The following is a 17,519-nucleotide window of genomic DNA, read 5'->3' as shown; positions in this document are numbered from 1 at the left end:
CATGCCGGTCAGCGAAGTGCACCACGTGGCGGTGACCGTCTCCGACGTCGACCGGGCCGCCGACTTCTACGAGAAGGCGCTCGGTTACCGCCGGACGCTGCGTACCGACGTCGGCGGGCCGGGCATCGAGGTGTCGCTGGGGCTGCCCGCCGGTACCACCGGCCGGGTGCAGTACCTCCAGGGGCCGAGCCAGATCGGCCAGCTCGAACTCATCGAGTGGAACGGCACCCCGACCCGGACCGCGACCGGCGGGCACTTGGAACTGGGCCCCTTCCTGCTCAGCTTCGCGGTGCCGGTGGACGAGATGGAGGAGCTGCACGCCCGGCTGGTCGCGCTCGGCGCCGAGTGCCTGACCCCGCCGAACCGGGTGCTGCTGGAGAACTACGGGTACATCACCGCGTTCGCGGCCCGCGACCTCGACGGCAACCTGTTGGAGTTCGTGTCGCTGCCGTCGCGGGAGGAGATCCTCGCCCGGCGGCGGGAGGCGGACGGCTGATGGCCGGCAGCAACTTCTCGCTGACGCTGCGTCGGCAGGCCCTGCGCCGGGCCGACCGGGAGGCCCTGGTCGACGGTGCGGCCCGCTGGACGTACGCCGAACTGGACGCCGACGTCGACCGGCACGCGGCGGCGCTGCTCGCGGCCGGGCTGCGCCCCGGTGAACTGGTCGGCGTGCTGGGGCGCAACACCGCCACGTACGTGCTCGAACTGCTCGCGTTGAGCCGGATCGGCGCGGTCTCGGTCCCGTTGAACTGGCGGCTGCACCCGAACGAGCAGGCGTACGTCATCGACCAGGCCGGCATCACCGCGCTGCTCTACGACGACGACTTCGCCGACGACGCGGGCCGGCTGCTGGCCGGTACCGGCCTGCGGACCGCCGTGGCCAACGGCGACCGGGTGGTCGGCGACGCCCGGCGGCTGGCCGCGCTGCTGGCCGGGCAACCGGCGGGCGTGCGGGTCCCGGACGCGGCCAAGGAACCGGGCGACGTGCACCGGCTGCTCTACACCTCGGGCACCACGGCCCGTCCCAAGGGCGTCATCCACACCTACGGCAACCTGACCGCCAACCACCTCGCCCAACTGCTCGAACTGGAACTCACCCCGCAGGACCGGATCCTGGTCTCCGCGCCGCTGTTCCACGTCAGCGGTCTGGAGGCACCCGGCCTGGCCACCTTCGTGGCGGGCGCGACGATGGTGCTGACGCCGACGTTCAAGGCGGCCGACATCGCCCGCGTCGCCGCCGAGGAACGCGTCACCGGCATGGTCCTGGCCGCCCAGATCCTCTTCGGCATGCTCGACCTTCCCGAGCCGCCGGACCTGCGGTCCCTGCGCTACCTGCTGTTCGCCGGGGTCGCGCCGAGTGTGCGGCAGGAGGTGAAACGGCGGCTGCCGCACGTGCGGCTGGTCGACACGTTCGGCATGACCGAGCTGTGCAACGGCGCCTGCTACCTCGACGCCGCCCACGAGCAGAGCAAGCTCGGCGCGCTCGGCGCACCGTTCCCCGGCGTCCGGATCGAGATCGTCGACGAGCAATTCCAGCCGGTGCCCCCGGGTGTCGAGGGCGAGATCGTGGTCCGGGGCGAGAAGGTCTCGCCCGGCTACTGGAACGACGACGAGGCCAACCGGCGGACCCGCCGCGACGGCTGGTTCCTCACCGGCGACGTGGGCCGGATCGACGCCGACGGCTACCTGTGGTTCGTCGACCGGCGCGCCGACCTGATCAAGTCGGGTGGGGAGAACATCGCCAGCGCCGAGATCGAGCGGGTCCTCGCGCAGCATCCCGACGTCGCCGAGGTCGCCGTCATCGGCGTACCGGACCCGACGTGGGACGAGGTGCCGAAGGCGTTCGTCATCCTGCGCGACGGCGCCACCGTCACCGGCGAGGACCTGCGCGAGCACTGCCGGGCCGAGCTGGCCCGGTACAAGGTCCCGAAGTACGTGCAGGTGGTCACCGCGCTGCCGCGCAACGACTCCGGCAAGGTGCTCAAGAAGGGGCTGCGCGAGATCGAGGCGGCCCGGTGAGCACCGCCAACCTGGCCGCCATGCTGGGCCGCAACGCGCGGCGCTTCGGCGACGACGACGCGCTGGTGTTCGAGGGACGACGGTGGACCCACCGGCAGCTCGACCAGGACGTCAACGCGCTCGCGGCCGGTCTCGCCGCCGAGGGGCTGGGCCGGGACGACCGGATCGCGATCGTGGCGAACAACGTGCCCGAGTTCCTCGTCCTGTCGCTGGCGGCGGCCAAGCTCGGTGCGGTCTTCGTGCCGCTGAACTACCGGCTGACCCCCGGCGAGATCGAGCGGCTGCTCGGGCACGCCAACGTGTGCGCGGTCGCGACCGTCCCCGAGTTCGCCGGGCTGACCGACCTGGCCACCGCCCGCCTGCCACAGGTACGCCGGTTCGCGCTGGAACCGATCGGCGACGGCTGGACCGACCTGCGGTCGCTGATCGAGGCCCACCGCGGCGCCCGGGTGCCCGACGTCGACCTCGATCCGGACGCCCTGCAACGGATCGTCTACACCTCCGGCACCACCAGCCTGCCCAAGGGCGTGCTGCTCACCCACGGCAACGTGAACATGAACATGCACGCCCAGATCGTCGAACTCGGGCTGCGGGCGGGCGATCGGATCCTCAACTTCGCGCCGCTCTACCACGTCGGCGGCACCGACCTGCCCGGCTACGGCATCTGGCACGTCGGCGGCTGCATGGTGCTCCAGCGACGCTTCGCCCCGGCGGCCGTGCTGGAGGCGATCGGCACCGAACGGATCACCGGGATGGTGATGGCCGCGACGATGCTCGACATGCTCCGGCGCGAGAGCGAGAACGCGGTGGACGCCGACCTGTCCTCGGTGCGCTGGGTCATCTACTCCCAGGTGAGCGCGGCCCTGTACGCGGTGGCGCGCACCCTGTTCCCGAACGCACGGCTGATCGAGGGGTACGGGCTCACCGAGACGTGCAGCGGGCTGACCTATCTGGACGCGGCCCACGCGCAGAGCAAGCAGGGCTCGGTCGGCATCCCGGCGCCGTGGGTCCAGGTGCGGGTGGTCGACGCCAACGGCGACGACGTGCCGGTGGGGGAGAACGGCGAGGTGATCGCGCGTGGGCCGAAGGTGAGCCCCGGCTATCTCGACGACCCGGAGGCGACCCGGGCCGCCTTCCGCGACGGCTGGTTCCACACCGGTGACGTGGGCTGCTTCGACGCCGACGGCTACCTCTACATTCGGGACCGCCTGAAGGACATGATCCGCAGCGGCGGGGAGAACATGTCCAGCGCCGAGATCGAGAACGTGCTGGCCGGCCATCCGCTGGTCCTGGCCGTCTCGGTGGTGGCGGCACCGCACCCGGTGTGGGTGGAGGTGCCGGTGGCGTTCGTGGTGGGCCGCCCGGGGCTGGACGCCGAGGACCTGATCGCGTACGCCCGGGAGCGGCTCGGCGGGTTCAAGGTGCCCAAGGAGGTCTACCTGGTGACCGAGCTGCCCACCAACCCGTCCGGCAAGGTGCTCAAGCGCAGTCTGCGGGAGGTGCGCCCGACGTTGCGGCCGGACTGGACGTACGGCGACTCGCGGTCCGGCTGAGCCTCACTTGTCGGTGCCGGTCGCCGTCCGCAGCAGGGCGAGGGCGTGCACGAGGTGGAAGCGGCGGGTGCCCCGACCCAACTCGTCCCACGGCTTCTGCCAGGTCATCCGCCGGGCCAGCGTCCACGCGTCGTCGCCGATGACGGTCAGGTCCCGCACCGTGTCGACCTCGTCGCGGTGGTACGCGGTCAGCTCGTCGACCCGGGCGGCGACGTCGCGGTACGGGAACTGGTGGGCCGGGCAGGCCACCGCCGCGTCGAGCGCGCGGATGCGGGCCAGGCTGCGGAACAGGTCGGCGGCGGGGTCGTCCTCGGGGCGGCTGACGATCGCGAGCTGGGTGGGCCCCTCGGCCATCATGGTGTCGCCGGTGAAGACCAGGCCACGGGTGTCGAGATAGACGGTGTGCCCGTAGGTGTGCCCCGGGGTGGGGACGGCGCGTACGGTCACGTCGCCGAAGTGGAACTCGGTCTCGTCGGTCACCGCCACGTCCGGCCGCAGGTTCTCGTGGTGCACGGCGACGTCGACGGCGTCGGCGTACATCGACTCGACCACGTCGACGGGGGCGCCGGTGAGGTCGAGCGCGGCGCGCAGTTGGGCGAGGAACGTCCCCCGGGTGCGGTGCATGGTGGCGAAGTCGTCGGGCCGGCCGATCACGATCCGCGCACCGGCGACCGTCTGGAGCCGGGCGGCGAAGCCGACGTGGTCGGGGTGGTTGTGGGTGAGCAGGACGGTGGTGATCGCCTCGACCCGGTGCCCGAGGGACTCCACGGACTGCGCGAACGCACGCCAGCAGGCCGGGTGGTCGTAACCGGCGTCGACGAGGACGAGCCCGTCGGCGGTCTCCAGGAGATAGACCGTGACGTAGCGCAGGGCGCTGCCGGGCAGGGGGACGGGCACGGCCCAGACACCGTCCACGACCTGGGCGGGTGCGGGCACCTCACGGGCGCGGTAGCTGGCGGCGTGGGCGTCGATCGCGGGTATGGACATCGTCGCTCGGCTCCCTTACGGTGGGACAACACAACATACCGGATGGTCGGAATTTAACTCAAGGAGTCCGATGAGCGAGGAGCGGACCGGCTTTCGGCTGTGGGCGACCGCAGCACCCGACCTGTGCGCGGTCGTCACCCCCGACGACCGCCGGATCTCCTACGGGGAACTGTTCGCCGAGGTGAACCGGATCTCGCACGGCCTGCGTACCCGGGCCGGGCTGGAGGTCGGCGACACGGTGGCCGCGGTCATGACCAACAGCGCCGGGATGATCGCGCTGTACCTCGCGGCGATGCAGTCCGGCCTGTACCTGGTCACGCTCAACTACCACCTCACCGAGCCGGAGATCGCGTACGTCCTGGCCGACAGCGGTGCCAAGGTGGTGGTCGGTTCGGCGCGGGTCGAGCAGGTCGTCGTCGCCGCCGCCGAGGCCGCCCCCGGCATCCAGGTCTTCGTCGACGGCACCCCGCAGACCGACCGGGCCCGGCCGCTGTCGGCACTCACCGACGGCATGCCGACGGTGAGTCCGGAGCAGGTCCCCGCAGGGTCGCTGATGATGTACACCTCGGGCACCACCGGCCGCCCCAAGGGCGTCAAGCGACCGCTGAGCGGCATCGACGCCGACGCCGGGGCGCTGACCTACCGGTGGCTGTTCGCCGAGTTCGGCATGGAACGCCCGGCCTTCGCGTCCTGGCTGGTCTCCGCGCCGATGTACCACTCCGCCAACATCACCCCGGCGATGGGCGCGCTGCACGCCGGCGGCACGATGGTGCTGATGGACGGCTGGACGCCGGAGGGCTTCCTGCGGCGCGTCCAGGAGCAGCGGGTCACCGGCACCAGCATGGTGCCGACGCACTTCTATCGGCTGCTGCAACTTCCCGAGTCGGTACGCGACGACTACGACGTCTCCTCGCTGCGCTACGTGCTGCACGGCGCGGCACCCTGCCCGCTGGAGGTCAAGCAGCGGATCATGGACTGGTTCGGGCCGGTGGTCTACGAGTACTACGGCTCCACCGAGGTCGGCACCACCATCGCCCGCCCGCACGAGTGGCTGGCCCACCCCGGCACGGTCGGGCGGCCGGCGTCCATCTCCACCCTGCGGATCCTCGACGAGCAGGGCGGGGAGGTGCCGGTGGGGCAGACCGGCATCGTCTACATGCGGCAGGGCGAGGACCGGGTCGAGTACCACAACGATCCCGGCAAGACCGAGGGCGCCCGCCGCGACGGCCTGATGACCGTCTGGGACGTCGGCCACGTCGACGCCGACGGCTTCCTCTACATCACCGGCCGGGCGTCGGAGCTGATCCTGGTCGGTGGCGTGAACGTCTACCCGGCCGAGATCGAGGCGGCGCTGCTGGCCCACGAGTGGGTTGCCGACGCCGGAGTCATCGGCGTACCCGACCCGGAATTCGGCGAGGTGCCGCAGGCGCACGTCGTCCTACGCGACGACGCACCCGAGGGTGACGCCGCCGTCGACGAGTTGCGCCGCTACCTCGCCGACCGGCTGGCCAAGCCGAAGCGGCCGGTGTCCTACCTGGTGCGCGACGCGCTGCCGCGCGATCCGAACGGCAAGCTCTACAAGGCCCGGCTGCGGCGCGCCCGTGAGGTGTCGGCGTGACCGGGCGCCACGACACGAGGGGAGGGACGGATGGACTTCGATGACAGCGCGTCCGACCTGGCGTTCCGGCGCGAGGTCGGCGCCTGGCTGGACGAGGCGCTGCGCGACGTCCCCGACCAGGAGGAGTTGTCGCAGGACGAGCGCGAGCACTGGTCGCGGGTGTGGCAGGACCGGCTCTGCGCCGGCAACTGGGCCGGCCTGTCCTGGCCGGTCGCGCACGGCGGCCGGGGACTGGACTCGTTGGCGCAGGCCATCTTCAACGAGGAGGCCGCGGTACGCGGGGCGCCGTACCCGCTCAACGGGGTCGGCATGATGCTCGCCGGACCGACCGTCATCGCGCACGGCACCGACGAGCAGCAGGCCCGGCACCTGCCCGGCATCCTGCGCGGCGAGGAGTACTGGTGCCAGGGCTTCAGCGAGCCCGGCGCCGGATCCGACCTGGCCGGCCTGCGGACCGCCGCGACGAAGGTGGACGGCGGCTGGCTGATCAACGGCGCCAAGATCTGGACGTCGAACGCGCACAACGCCTCCCGGTGCCTGCTGCTCGCCCGCACCGACGCCGACGCGCCCAAGCACCAGGGGATCACCTACTTCCTCGCCCCGATGGACGGGTTCACCGTCCGGCCGCTGACGATGATCAACGGGGACACCGAGTTCAACGAGATGTTCCTCGACGACGTCTTCGTCCCCGACGCCGACGTGCTCGGCGGGGTCGGCAACGGCTGGCGGGTGGCCCTGACCACGCTCGCCTTCGAGCGCGGCAGCATGGCACTGAACCTGTGGGTGTGGGCCCGCCAGGCGGTGGACCGGGTCGTCGACCTCGGGATCGCACGCGGGGTCGCCGACGACAACGCCTTCGTCGACGCGGTCGGCGCGTTGCAGTGCGACGCCGAGGCGGTGCGGATCGGGTCGATGCGGATGCTCGGCGAGAGCCGCGCCGGGGGAGTGCCCGGGCCGGAGACCTCGGCCCTCAAGAGCCTCTGGGCCGGGGTGGTGCAGCGCGCCAACCGTCTCGCCGTGCAACTCGACGACGCGGGCGGGGTGCTGGTCGACGGCGACGGCGCCGCCGCCCGGATGCGCCGCTACCTGCGCGCCCGTGCCCACACCATCGAGGGCGGCACGGAGGAGGTCCAGAAATCGATCCTGGCGGAGCGGGTGCTGAACCTGCCCCGCTCACGCTGAGCGGAGTCATCGCGTGCGGGCAACATTCACCCAGGAACAGCAGGACATCGCCAAGACCGTCGGCGCGCTGGCCGACCCGGAACGGGCCACCGGCGGGCTGCCGACGCACTGGCAGGCCCCCGCCGGTGACGCGGCGCTGTTGCGTGACTTCGGGCTCCTCGGGGTGCCGGAGCAGGTCGGCGGCATCGGGTCGAGCCTGATCGACCTGCTCGTCGCCGTCGAGGCGCTCGGCGAACGGCTCGTCGCGAGCCGGTTCCCGGCGCACGCCGCGGCGGTGCAACTGCTCTGCGGCAGCGGGCACGGTACGCCGCTGCCGGACGACGTGCTCGACGGCAGTCGGGTGCTCACCCCGGCGGTGGACGTCCCGGGGGACACCGCGCGGGCCGACCAGGTGTCGACCCGGACGCCGGTACGCACCCTGGTGCCGTACGCGGCGCAGGCGGACGCGGTGGTCGCACTGGGCGCCGCCGAGGGAGTGTGGACCACCCAGCCGGTCGCGGTGACCGCGCGCGAGTCGGTCGACCCGTCCGTGCCGCTGTCGGACGTCACGCTGCCCGATCCGCAGGACATCGTGCCGGCCGGCACCGGGGCGGCCCGCGCCACGCTGGTGGTCGCCGCCGAACTCTGCGGTGTCGCGCAGGGCGCCATCGAGCTGGCCGCCGAGCAGGCGCGTACCCGTCAGCAGTTCGGGCGGGTGATCGGCTCGTTCCAGGGCGTCGCCTTCCAGCTCGCCGAGGCGGCCACGGCCCGCAAGGCCGCCTGGGACCTGACCCTCTACGCCGCCTGGGCGGTCGACAACGGACGCCCGGACGCCGAGATCCAGGTGCACGCGGCCAAGGCGGCGGCCGGGACGGCGGCGGTGTTCGCCGCCGAGCGGTGCATCCAGGTGCACGGCGGCATGGGCATCACCATGGAGGCGGTGCCGCACCTGTTCCTGCGCCGGGCGTTGGTGCTCGACGCCCGATTCGGCCGCGGTTCCTGGCACCGCCGCCGTGCCGGCGAGCTGCGGATCGCCGCCCGACGTTCGTCGCAACCCCACTGACCTGCGAAACCCTTGCAGGCCGGATACCTACGGCGGTAACATACCGGCTGGTCGGAATAAACGAGGAGAAGCCGTGAAGTTCGGAATCATGAACCTGTTCCCGGTGAGTGACGGCACATCCGATCACCAGGTGCTGCGAGAGACCCTCGACGAGATCCAGCTGGCCGACGAGCTCGGGTTCGACTCGATCTGGCTGGCCGAGCACCACTTCTCGAAGTACGGCATTCTCGGCAGCCCGGTGAACTTCGGCATGGCCGTCGCCGAGCGGACCCGACAGATCACCATCGGCACCGCCGTCCTCGTGCTGCCGCTGCACCACCCGCTGCGGCTGGCCGAGGACATCGCCGCGCTCGACGTGCTCAGTGGCGGCCGGGTCTCCATCGGCGTCGGCCGCGGCTACCAGCCCGCCGAGTTCGCCGGCTTCGGCATCCCGCTGGAGGAGTCGAAGCAGCGCTACCAGGAGACGCTTGAGGTGCTGCGACTCGCGTTGTCGCAGGAGAACTTCTCCTACCACGGCAAGATCTTCCAGTACGACAACGTCACGACCTACCCCCGGCCGTACACGCCCGGTGGCCCGCCGATCCTGCAGGGCACCGTCTCCCCGGACAGCTTCCGCGAACGCGGCGCCGTCGGCGAATCGATCATCACCTCGCCGAACTTCACGCCGTTGGGCGTGATGCAGCGCAACTTCGACCTCTACCGGCAGAGCATGCGGGAGAACGGATTCGACATCAGCACCTACGACCTGCCCTTCATGCAGCAGGTCTGGTGCGGTGACAGCAGCGAGGGACTGCGCGCGGCCGCGCAGGCCGCCCTCAACTACTACAAGTCCGTCGGCAAGGTCATCCCCGGCTCGGAGGAGGCCATCGACAAGGAACGCGCCTACTACGCGGCGGTGGCCAAGAACATCGAGCTGCTGACGCTGGAGCAGACCCTGACCCACGGTGGCAACTTCGGCTCCGCGCAGCGCGTCATCGAGACCATCGAGATGCTGCGCGAACAGCTCGGCATCAACCACTACATCGGCTGGCTGCGGATCCCGTCGCTGGACCGCAAGGCCGCGCTCAAGTCGATGGAGGAGTTCGCCGCGAAGGTCATCCCGCACTTCCGCGCCACCGCCGCCAAGGACGACCAGGTGAGCGCGCCCGCCGCCGCCCAGGCGGTCGTCGGGTGAGGATCAGCTGCTTCCTCAGCGCCCAGTTCGACCCGGCGGCCTCGGCCACCGAGGGCATCGACGGCGTACTGGCCCAGGCGGCCGCCGCCGAGGCGGCCGGCTTCCACGCCGTCTACCTCGGACACCACTACCTGGCCCGGTCGGCGTTCGTGCAGCCGATCCCGCTCGCCGGTCACCTGGGACACGCCACCAGCCGGATCCGCATCGGCTTCGGGGTGCTGCTGGCGCCCCTGCTGAACCCGATCGCCCTCGCCGAGGAACTGTCCTCCCTCGACGTGCTGACCCGCGGACGGTTGACCGTCGGCATCGGCGCCGGCTACCGCCGCCGGGAGACCACCGCCTTCGGCGTGGCGTGGGAGGACCGGCTGCGCCGCCTCCGCGAGTACGTGCCGATCCTGCGCGCCCTCTGGCGCGGCGAGACGATCGACGCCGCCGGCAGTTGGGGCGAGGTGCCGCAGGCCAGCCTGCCGCTGCGCCCGGTGCAGCCCGGTGGCCCGCCGATCTGGATCGGCGCGTTCGCCGAACCCGCCATCCGACGCGCCGCCCGGCTCGACGCCCCCTGGCTCATCGGCCCCAAGGGCGACGACGCCGAACTCGCCCGACTCCTCGGCATCTACCGCGCCGAACTCGCCGAACGGGGCTTCGACCCGGTCCGCGAGTACCCGATGAGCCGCGAGGCGTTCATCGGCGACAGCTACCGCAGCGCCGTCGCGGCGGTCCGCCCCCACCTGCAACGCCAGTACGCGGGCTACAAGTCGTGGGACGAGGCCCAGTCGCTGGACCTGGACCGCTACCTTGCCCAGGACTGCCTGGTCGGGTCGGCCGACGAGATCGTCGACAAGCTCCGCCGCTGGGAGAACGACCTCGGCATCACCGAGGTGTCGCTGCGGCACCAGTTCGTCGGCGCCAGCCAGGAGGAGGCGATGGACCAGCTCGCCCGATTCGGTGCCGAGGTCATCAGCCGGGTCGCCACCCCGAGCACCGAGGAGGCGACACGATGAGCGGCGCGAATCTCGCCCTGATCCTGCACGGCCGCAGCACCGACCGGGCCGACGTGGCGGGCCTGCACGGCGAGGACGGCCGGTCCTGGACCTTCGACGAGATCGACCTGCTGTCCGGTGGCGTCGCCGCCGCGCTGCGCGCCGAGGGCGTCGGGGCCGGTGACCGGGTCGCCTGCTACCTCACCAACGGCCCGGAGGTCGTCTTCTTCCTCTTCGGCGCGTGGAAGATCGGCGCGGTGCCGGTGACGGTCAGCAGCCTGTACAACGCCGCCGAACTCGCCGAGTCGGTCGCCAAGACCACGCCGCGCCTGCTGCTCGTCGACGACCGTCGGCCCGAGGTGATCGCCGAGTTCCTGACCGGCACCGACCTGCCGGTCCGCTCGGTCACCGAACCGGTCGCCGGGGCACCGGCGCTGTCGTGGCGACACCCGACCCGGGTACCCGCCGTCGACGTCGCACCGGACGCGGAGGCGTGCATCCTGTTCACCGGCGGCACCACCGGCCGGCCCAAGGCGGTCAGCGTGACCCACGGCGGCTCGCGGGAGTCGCTGATGCGCCTGGCCCGGGTCGCCACCGGCACCGACGCCGAGGGCAGCGCCGCCACCGACGCGAAGCCCAACCTGATCGCCCTGCCGCTGTTCCACAGCGGCGGCCAGCACTCACTGCTCTTCGCGTACTTCGTCGGCCGGGCCGCGGTGGTCTGGGAACGCTTCGGCGTCGACCGGCTCGACGGGCTGATGCGACGCTTCGCCTTCGACAACTTCTTCTTCCTGCCCACCATGGTCTTCGACATCGTGCACACCGAACGGGACCTGCCCTTCGAGGGTGTGAAGTCGGTCCTGGTCGCCGGGCAGGCCATCTCGTGGCCGGTCCGGCGCGCCTTCGAGCAGCGCTACCACGTGCCCATCCTGGTCAACTACGGGTCCACCGAGGCCGGACACATCGCCGGGTGGAACGGCCGGGACATGAAGGCCGGCCGATGGAAGCCCGGCTCGGCCGGCCGGGTCTATCCCGGGGTGGAACTGGAGATCCGCGACGACGCCGGTGCCGCGCTGCCGGCCGGCGCGGAGGGCGAGGTGGTGGTCCGCTCCGCGTTGACCAAGGGGTACGTCGACGACCCGGACGCCTCCCGGGAACTGGTCCGCGACGGCTGGGTGCACACCGGCGACATTGGCTACGTCGACGACGACGGCGTGCTGTTCCTGGTCGGTCGGAAGCGAGACATGATCAAGTGCGGCGGCTTCCAGGTGTGGCCCGAGGAGATCGAGGACGAACTCCGCGAGCACCCCCTGGTCAACGACGTACGGGTGCTCGGCCGTCCCGACGACCGGCTGGGCGAGATCCCGGTGGCCCTGGTGGTCCGCGAGACCGACGACTCGATCCCGGATGCGGTCCTCGCCGACGGCATCGTCGCGTTCGCCCGCGACCGGCTGGCGCACTTCAAGGCACCCCGACGCGTCGAGTTCGTGCCCGTCCTGGAACGCAGCGCCACCGGCAAGACCAGCCGGGTCGCGGCGCCCGCCGCCGAGGGAGGTCGGAGCTGATGAAGTTCGGCATCATGGCGTCGCACCAGTACCCGCACGGCGACGACCTCGGCCGGCACCTGAGCGACCTGTTCGGCACCGTGGAACTCGCCGCCGAACTCGGCTACGACTCGGTCTGGACGATCAACCACTTCCAGTCCAACCTGGCCACCCCGCAGCCCATCTCGATGCTGGCCAGCCTCATCCCGCGCTCCGGCGAGATGACCCTCGGCACCGGCATCCTGCTGCTGCCGATGTTCCACCCGGTGCACGTCGCCGAGGAGTTCGCGACCCTGGACCACCTCTCCGGCGGACGGGTGGTCCTCGGCGTCGGCGCCGGCTACCGGGAGAACGAGTTCGCCGCCTTCGGCCTGGACCCGCAGGCCCGGTTCCGTCGCTTCGACGAGAGCCTGCGGCTGATCCGGGCCCTCTGGAGCGGCACGCCGGTCACCCACGACGGCGAGTTCTATCCGCAGGTCGACGCCACCATCGGCATCCGGCCGCTGACGCCGGGCGGCCCGCCGATCTGGATCGGCGCGGGCGGCCGCAAGGCCGTCCGCCGCGCCGCCCGCCTCGGCGACGCCTGGTACGCGCCGGGCAATTCGCCGAGCCGCCGCTTCCTGCCCGAACACCTCGCCGTCTACAACGAGGCCCTGGCCGAGTACGGCCGCGACCCCGCAGCCGTGCAACGGCCGGTCGGCGTCGAGCTGTACTGCGCGCCCACCACCGAACAGGCCGTCGAGGAGGCGCTGCCGCACGCCCGGCGGGAGTACTCCACCTACGCCGAGTACCCGGCGCTGCGCTGGCAGCGCGACCGCTTCGACGACCTGGTCCGCAACACCCTGTTGCTGGGCTCGCCGGAGTTCCTGATCGAACGCATCTCCGCCCTGCGGGACCTCGGCTTCGACCATCTCATCTTCCGTCCCGGATGGCTCGGCATGCCGACCGAGCGACTGCGCGCCTCGCTGCGACTGTTCGCCACCGAGGTGTTCCCCGCCTTCCGCACCAGCCGACCCTAAGGAACCGCCGTGAAGAAGACCGAAGCCGAACTGCTGGCCGACCAGTGGGACGTCGAGAACATGGAGGTCGACCCCGAGGTCCTCGCGACGTACGTCCGGTACGACGTGGACGAGGAGCGCTCCGTCGCGACGATCACCTTCGACCGCCCCGACCGGCTCAACGCCATCCCGGTCGCCGCCTTCGAGCGCGTCGGTGACCTGGTCCGCGAGGCGGAGACCGACGACCGGGTGAAGGTCATCGTGTTCAAGGGGGAGGGCGACCACTTCGGCACCGGCGCCGACGCCGCCGAACTCGGCCACTACATCGGCTACAAGACCGGCACCGACAAGGCGTCCCGCCGCCGCCCGGCGCAGCGGCAGCGCATCCTGCCCGACCGCAACGTGCTCAGCTCCGGCTTCACCCGGCCGATCATCGAGTCGTTGAAGGCGACCATCTGCCAGGTGCAGGGCTACTGCTACGGCGGGCACTTCCAGATCGCGCTCTCCGCCGACATCGTCATCGCCAGCCCCGACGCCCGGTTCACCCACCCGGCGTTCCGCTATCTCGGCCCGGCCCCGCAGGACATGTACCACTGGATCGAGAAGGTCGGCCTGACGACGATGAAGGACGTCATGCTGACCATGCGGGCCATCGGCGCCGAGGAGGGCGAACGCAAGGGCCTGGTCACCAAGGTCGTCGAGCGCGAGGAACTGTCGCGCTGGGTGGACGACTACGCCGACGCGATCGCCGTCATGCCGCTGGACTCGCTGATGATGGGCAAGTCGATGATGCAGGTGGTGATGGAGGCCCGGGGCAAGGGCCTGGGCGCGATGACCGGGTGGGTCGGCCACGGCTGGGCCACCAACGTCAGCTTCGAAGAGGGGGACTGGAACTTCCTCAAGGAGCGGCGGGAGAAGGGCATCGCGCAGGCGCTGGCCGACCGGGACCGGCTCGTCGCGCCGTACTTCCGGCTCAGCGACTCGCGGGCCCGCGAGAAGTAGGCCCGCGATGAAGTTCGGCGTCCTGCTCGACCACCAGTACGCGTACGACGACGACCTGGGTCGACGCCTCGGCGAAACCGTCGAGTACGTCCAACACATCCGCGACCTCGGCTACGACTCGGTCTACGGCATCCACCACTACCTGTCGTCGCTGCGCACCCCGCAGCCGCTGCCGTTGCTGAGCCGGCTGATCGACCACTCCGGCACGATGGAGCTGGGCACCGGCATCCTCATCCTGCCGCTCGGACACCCGGTGCACTGGGCCGAGGAGATCGCCACCATCGACCAGATGTCCGGCGGTCGCTTCGTCCTGGGCATCGGCGCCGGTTACCGCGAGGTGGAGTTCGACTCGTTCGGCATCGACCGGCGGACCCGGGTCTCGCGGATGAACGAGGCGCTCGCGGTGATGCAGCGGCTCTGGACCGGCGAGACCGTCCACCACGAGGGCCGACACTTCACCCTCGACGGCGTACGGTGCAGCGTGCTGCCCGTCCAACGGCCACATCCGCCGGTCTGGGTCGGTGCCAACGGCCCCACCGGCATCGCCCGGATCGCCCGTCAGGGCCTGCCTTGGCTGGCCCCGTCGAACGTCCGTCGCAACTGGGCCGTCGGCAACCTCGCCGACTACCGGGAGCAGCGCCGGGCGGCCGGCTTCAGCGAGGAGGGCGCGGTCTTCCCGATCCACCGCGACCTCTGCGTGGCCGACTCCTTCGACGACGCGTACGCCCTCGCCGGTGACGCGGTCCGCCGCTCCTACGGCGAGTACGTGCAGTACGGCATGGACTTCTTCGAGTCCCAGTGGGAGGCCATCAAGGAGCGGGCCCTCTTCTTCGGGTCCCCCGACGACATCGCGGCGAAGGTCCAGGACTTCGCCGACGCCGGTTTCAACCACTTCGTCTTCCGCGCGCAGTGGCTCGGCCTGCCCATCGAGGACTCGATCCGGATCGTCGAACGTTTCGCCCGCGAGGTCATGCCGAGGTTCCGCACATGAAGATCGGTCACGTGATCGTCCCCGCCGACGAGTTGGACGCCCAGCTCGACTTCTACACCGCCCTCGGGCTGACCGTCCGCTTCCGCGACGGCGACCGGTACGCCGCACTCACCGACGGCTCGGTGACCGTGGGACTGGCCGACGCGTCGCAGCAACCCGTCGCCGGCCGTACCCTGCTCAGCATCCAGGTCGACGACCTGGACGCCTGCCTCGCGCAGGTGACGGCCGGCGGCGGCACGGCGGGCGACACCGTGGTGGGCCCGCACGAGCGACGGGCGGTGGTCGTCGACCCGGGCGGGAACCCGCTCGTCGTCTACCAACGTCTCGCCTGACCGCCGTCCATCGAGGCCCGGAAGGTGCGTCGGTGGACGACGGCGGTCCCTTCCTGCCGTGCACCGGTGATCCGGTACCCCCGCCGACACGGCGCGATGATCGACTGCTCTAATACTCCAGCCGCACCTGGTGGAGTTGGAGTCTTCGCTGGTAGTGGGCTGTTCTGGCGCGGTACTGGTGTCGGCGTCGCCATCGTGACCATCGATGGATGTGGTCGAAGGGTCGGGCGGTGGTGATCAGGTGTGCCAGGAGACGGCGGACCTCGCCGAGGGCGAGAGGAATGAGACCGTCATCGGATTCGGTGCCCCCTTTTTGGCCTGCGCGGCGGTGGCGGTGAGGTAGGCGTGGGCGCATAGAACGAGAGTTATATGCCGGTACCAGGCGTCGTACCGACGCACCTGGTAGTGATCCAGGCCAACCTCGGTCTTGGCGGTCTGGAAGCACTCCTCTACCGCCCACCGGGTCCCAGCGATGCGGATCAGGTCCTCGTCCGGGATGCCTGCGGGGCCAAAGCACAGGTAGTAATTGTGCGCCCGCGAGTTCGTGGCCTGGCGGCGATGCCCGCCCGGGTTGAGGCGACGCGGGCAGGTGGACGTGGCCACCCAGGCAGTCGACGGCCAGCTGCGGGGCCGGGGGCCGGCCCAGGGCTTCCGCCTACCCGAGACTGTTTCCGGTGGGACCCGGTGCGCCCCGGTAGGTGAGGCGGCGCAGCGCCACCTCGGCCGGTCCGCGTACGCCCCGGCGGCGCATGAGGTCGGCGAGCAGCACCGTGGTCAGCCACACCGCCACCGCGATGCCCACGCCCACTGCGGGTGAGGTCAACCGCAGGTGGAGTGTGTAGGAGGAGAACAGTGCCGCCCAGGCCACCGACTGGGCCAGGTAGAAGGTCATGGAGCGCTGTCCGAGTGCGGCCAGGGCGTTGGCCACCGGTCCCTGCCGGCCGGCGAGGCGGGCCGCGACGAGGGCGATCAGCGCCGCATAACCCAAACCGCCCGCGTAGCCGCTCGCCTGGTGCAGGGCGGTGGTGACCAGGACGTCCCCCGGGTTGACGTCGGTCCACACCCCCGCCTTGTCCAAGGCCAGGGGGAGGCCGGCCACCGCGGCCAGGGGGATACCCACGAACGCGGTCACGCGCAACAGCCGCAGGTGCTCGTGGGGCCGCTCCAGAAGACGGTGCCGAGCCGCCAGCACGCCGAGCAGGAACGGGACGAGGGTGCTGACGAGCATCATCACGAACAGGACCGAGTACAGGGTCAGACGGAAGACGAGTTCGTTCACGAACCCGTCGGGCAGCACTGGCATGCCCTGCCCCGTCATGGCCATGTCGGCAGCGACCAGGGCATGGACGGCTGCGGCCACGGGCAGCCAGAGCACTGCCAGGAGCACCAGGGTCCGGTCGCGCAGCCGCAGAACGCCCACCAGGAGCAGCGCCACCAGGCCGTAGACGGCCAGAATGTCCCCGGGGAAGAGCAGCACCGCGTGTCCCAGCCCGAAGACGATCAACCACAGGCCGCGCCGGCGTAGCAGCCCGCGGGTCCGGGTCCAGGCGTGTTCCTGCTCGCTGCGGCGTCGGTAGATCACGGCCAGGCCGTAACCGAACAGGGCCGCAAACATGGGGTAGCCGCGCAGGTCGACGAACATGACGGTGCCTGCGGTGGTGATCTGGTCCGCAGTGGTGAGGGCGTTCTCGGGACCGCCGATGAACACGGTGAACAGGTGCGTGTGGGCAAGTGCGATGACCAGAAGCATGACGCCACGGGCCAGATCCGGCGCCAGGGAACGGCGGTCGAGCGGGAGCGGACCGGAAGCGGGAGCGGTCCGCGGCCCGGTGGTGGACGTGTAGGACATGGTGGCCTCCAAAGGGCCGCTGATTATGCGAAACGGCGTACGCGTCGAGGTGCACCCTCCGAGGCGGAGTGTACATAGTACGCACACTGTGGATTCCCTTGTGAGCCCTGCTTTACTGGGATTGCCGCCCCATCAGCACTAGTGCAGCAGGAGCGAAGGAGTACTCGCTGGTTCGGCCTGGTGCCGTGAGGGCAGGCAGTTCGCACTCCCCTGCGCACTAGTACACTGAAGCGACGGGGAACAGTCGA

General features: G+C 71.0%; 16 protein-coding genes. 13 read left to right on the top strand and 3 right to left on the bottom strand.

Annotated features, from left to right (window positions below; genetic code table 11):
- The first annotated feature begins 1 nt into the window (after nucleotide 1).
- Genes ABT008_RS16625 through ABT008_RS16615 form a run of 3 tightly spaced genes read left to right on the top strand, consistent with a single transcriptional unit; the run spans nucleotide 2 to nucleotide 3,572 of the window.
- The gene (locus ABT008_RS16625; protein ID WP_350697092.1) at nucleotides 2–496 is read left to right on the top strand and encodes a VOC family protein; all 495 of its coding nucleotides are present in this window, start codon (nucleotides 2–4) and stop codon (nucleotides 494–496) included.
- Nucleotides 496–2,019 carry a class I adenylate-forming enzyme family protein gene (locus ABT008_RS16620; protein ID WP_350697091.1) on the top strand — a complete coding sequence of 508 codons (1,524 nt, stop codon included), beginning with the start codon at nucleotides 496–498 and terminating at the stop codon, nucleotides 2,017–2,019. Before ABT008_RS16625 ends, ABT008_RS16620 begins: the two co-directional genes overlap by 1 nt.
- Nucleotides 2,016–3,572 carry a class I adenylate-forming enzyme family protein gene (locus ABT008_RS16615; protein ID WP_350697090.1) on the top strand — a complete coding sequence of 519 codons (1,557 nt, stop codon included), beginning with the start codon at nucleotides 2,016–2,018 and terminating at the stop codon, nucleotides 3,570–3,572. Before ABT008_RS16620 ends, ABT008_RS16615 begins: the two co-directional genes overlap by 4 nt.
- Before the next feature lie 3 nt (nucleotides 3,573–3,575).
- Here the strand turns inward: ABT008_RS16615 and ABT008_RS16610 are convergent, their stop codons facing one another.
- Entirely contained in the window at nucleotides 3,576–4,559 is a 984-nt protein-coding gene (locus ABT008_RS16610; RefSeq protein WP_350697089.1) for an MBL fold metallo-hydrolase, read from the bottom strand.
- Between the two features lie 70 nt (nucleotides 4,560–4,629).
- Here ABT008_RS16610 and ABT008_RS16605 point away from each other — a divergent pair, with 70 nt between their 5' ends.
- From ABT008_RS16605 to ABT008_RS16560, 10 genes are all read left to right on the top strand, one after another.
- Entirely contained in the window at nucleotides 4,630–6,177 is a 1,548-nt protein-coding gene (locus tag ABT008_RS16605) for an AMP-binding protein (RefSeq protein ID WP_350697088.1), read from the top strand.
- 30 nt (nucleotides 6,178–6,207) lie between these two features.
- Complete coding sequence (locus tag ABT008_RS16600; RefSeq protein WP_350697087.1) at nucleotides 6,208–7,359, top strand: acyl-CoA dehydrogenase family protein; 1,152 nt, start codon at nucleotides 6,208–6,210, stop codon at nucleotides 7,357–7,359.
- A 13-nt stretch (nucleotides 7,360–7,372) separates the two neighbouring features.
- Complete coding sequence (locus ABT008_RS16595) at nucleotides 7,373–8,401, top strand: acyl-CoA dehydrogenase family protein (RefSeq protein WP_350697086.1); 1,029 nt, start codon at nucleotides 7,373–7,375, stop codon at nucleotides 8,399–8,401.
- 73 nt (nucleotides 8,402–8,474) lie between these two features.
- Nucleotides 8,475–9,575 carry an LLM class flavin-dependent oxidoreductase gene (locus tag ABT008_RS16590; protein WP_350697085.1) on the top strand — a complete coding sequence of 367 codons (1,101 nt, stop codon included), beginning with the start codon at nucleotides 8,475–8,477 and terminating at the stop codon, nucleotides 9,573–9,575.
- The gene (locus ABT008_RS16585; protein WP_350697084.1) at nucleotides 9,572–10,576 is read left to right on the top strand and encodes an LLM class flavin-dependent oxidoreductase; all 1,005 of its coding nucleotides are present in this window, start codon (nucleotides 9,572–9,574) and stop codon (nucleotides 10,574–10,576) included. Before ABT008_RS16590 ends, ABT008_RS16585 begins: the two co-directional genes overlap by 4 nt.
- Nucleotides 10,573–12,120 carry a class I adenylate-forming enzyme family protein gene (locus tag ABT008_RS16580; protein ID WP_350697083.1) on the top strand — a complete coding sequence of 516 codons (1,548 nt, stop codon included), beginning with the start codon at nucleotides 10,573–10,575 and terminating at the stop codon, nucleotides 12,118–12,120. The genes ABT008_RS16585 and ABT008_RS16580 overlap by 4 nt, the downstream gene beginning before the upstream one ends.
- Nucleotides 12,120–13,118 (top strand): LLM class flavin-dependent oxidoreductase, encoded by a 999-nt coding sequence (locus ABT008_RS16575; protein ID WP_350697082.1) that lies wholly within the window; start codon nucleotides 12,120–12,122, stop codon nucleotides 13,116–13,118. The genes ABT008_RS16580 and ABT008_RS16575 overlap by 1 nt, the downstream gene beginning before the upstream one ends.
- A 9-nt stretch (nucleotides 13,119–13,127) precedes the next feature.
- Complete coding sequence (locus ABT008_RS16570) at nucleotides 13,128–14,099, top strand: enoyl-CoA hydratase/isomerase family protein (protein ID WP_350697081.1); 972 nt, start codon at nucleotides 13,128–13,130, stop codon at nucleotides 14,097–14,099.
- Nucleotides 14,100–14,106: 7 nt separating this feature from the next.
- Nucleotides 14,107–15,090 (top strand): LLM class flavin-dependent oxidoreductase, encoded by a 984-nt coding sequence (locus ABT008_RS16565; RefSeq protein ID WP_350697080.1) that lies wholly within the window; start codon nucleotides 14,107–14,109, stop codon nucleotides 15,088–15,090.
- The gene (locus ABT008_RS16560) at nucleotides 15,087–15,422 is read left to right on the top strand and encodes a VOC family protein (protein WP_350697079.1); all 336 of its coding nucleotides are present in this window, start codon (nucleotides 15,087–15,089) and stop codon (nucleotides 15,420–15,422) included. Before ABT008_RS16565 ends, ABT008_RS16560 begins: the two co-directional genes overlap by 4 nt.
- Before the next feature lie 237 nt (nucleotides 15,423–15,659).
- Here the strand turns inward: ABT008_RS16560 and ABT008_RS16555 are convergent, their stop codons facing one another.
- On the bottom strand, nucleotides 15,660–16,025 hold the full coding sequence (locus ABT008_RS16555; protein ID WP_396748209.1) for a hypothetical protein: 366 nt from the start codon (nucleotides 16,023–16,025) through the stop codon (nucleotides 15,660–15,662).
- Nucleotides 16,026–16,077: 52 nt separating this feature from the next.
- Nucleotides 16,078–17,271, bottom strand: coding sequence for a DUF418 domain-containing protein (locus ABT008_RS16550; RefSeq protein ID WP_350697078.1), 1,194 nt, complete (start codon nucleotides 17,269–17,271; stop codon nucleotides 16,078–16,080).
- Nucleotides 17,272–17,519: the final 248 nt, after the last annotated feature.

This window comes from Micromonospora sp. NPDC002389 (genome assembly GCF_040296095.1).
Lineage (GTDB): Bacteria > Actinomycetota > Actinomycetes > Mycobacteriales > Micromonosporaceae > Micromonospora.
This window is presented reverse-complemented; position numbering and strand designations above follow the sequence as displayed.

What these genes read in the sequence shown, in the direction of transcription:
- ABT008_RS16625 (WP_350697092.1), top strand. Translation starts at nt 2, where the DNA reads ATGCCGGTCAGCGAAGTGCACCACGTGGCGGTGACCGTCTCCGACGTC.
- ABT008_RS16620 (WP_350697091.1), top strand. Translation starts at nt 496, where the DNA reads ATGGCCGGCAGCAACTTCTCGCTGACGCTGCGTCGGCAGGCCCTGCGC.
- ABT008_RS16610 (WP_350697089.1), bottom strand. Translation starts at nt 4,559, where the DNA reads ATGTCCATACCCGCGATCGACGCCCACGCCGCCAGCTACCGCGCCCGT.
- ABT008_RS16605 (WP_350697088.1), top strand. Translation starts at nt 4,630, where the DNA reads ATGAGCGAGGAGCGGACCGGCTTTCGGCTGTGGGCGACCGCAGCACCC.
- ABT008_RS16600 (WP_350697087.1), top strand. Translation starts at nt 6,208, where the DNA reads ATGGACTTCGATGACAGCGCGTCCGACCTGGCGTTCCGGCGCGAGGTC.
- ABT008_RS16580 (WP_350697083.1), top strand. Translation starts at nt 10,573, where the DNA reads ATGAGCGGCGCGAATCTCGCCCTGATCCTGCACGGCCGCAGCACCGAC.
- ABT008_RS16575 (WP_350697082.1), top strand. Translation starts at nt 12,120, where the DNA reads ATGAAGTTCGGCATCATGGCGTCGCACCAGTACCCGCACGGCGACGAC.
- ABT008_RS16565 (WP_350697080.1), top strand. Translation starts at nt 14,107, where the DNA reads ATGAAGTTCGGCGTCCTGCTCGACCACCAGTACGCGTACGACGACGAC.
- ABT008_RS16560 (WP_350697079.1), top strand. Translation starts at nt 15,087, where the DNA reads ATGAAGATCGGTCACGTGATCGTCCCCGCCGACGAGTTGGACGCCCAG.
- ABT008_RS16550 (WP_350697078.1), bottom strand. Translation starts at nt 17,271, where the DNA reads ATGTCCTACACGTCCACCACCGGGCCGCGGACCGCTCCCGCTTCCGGT.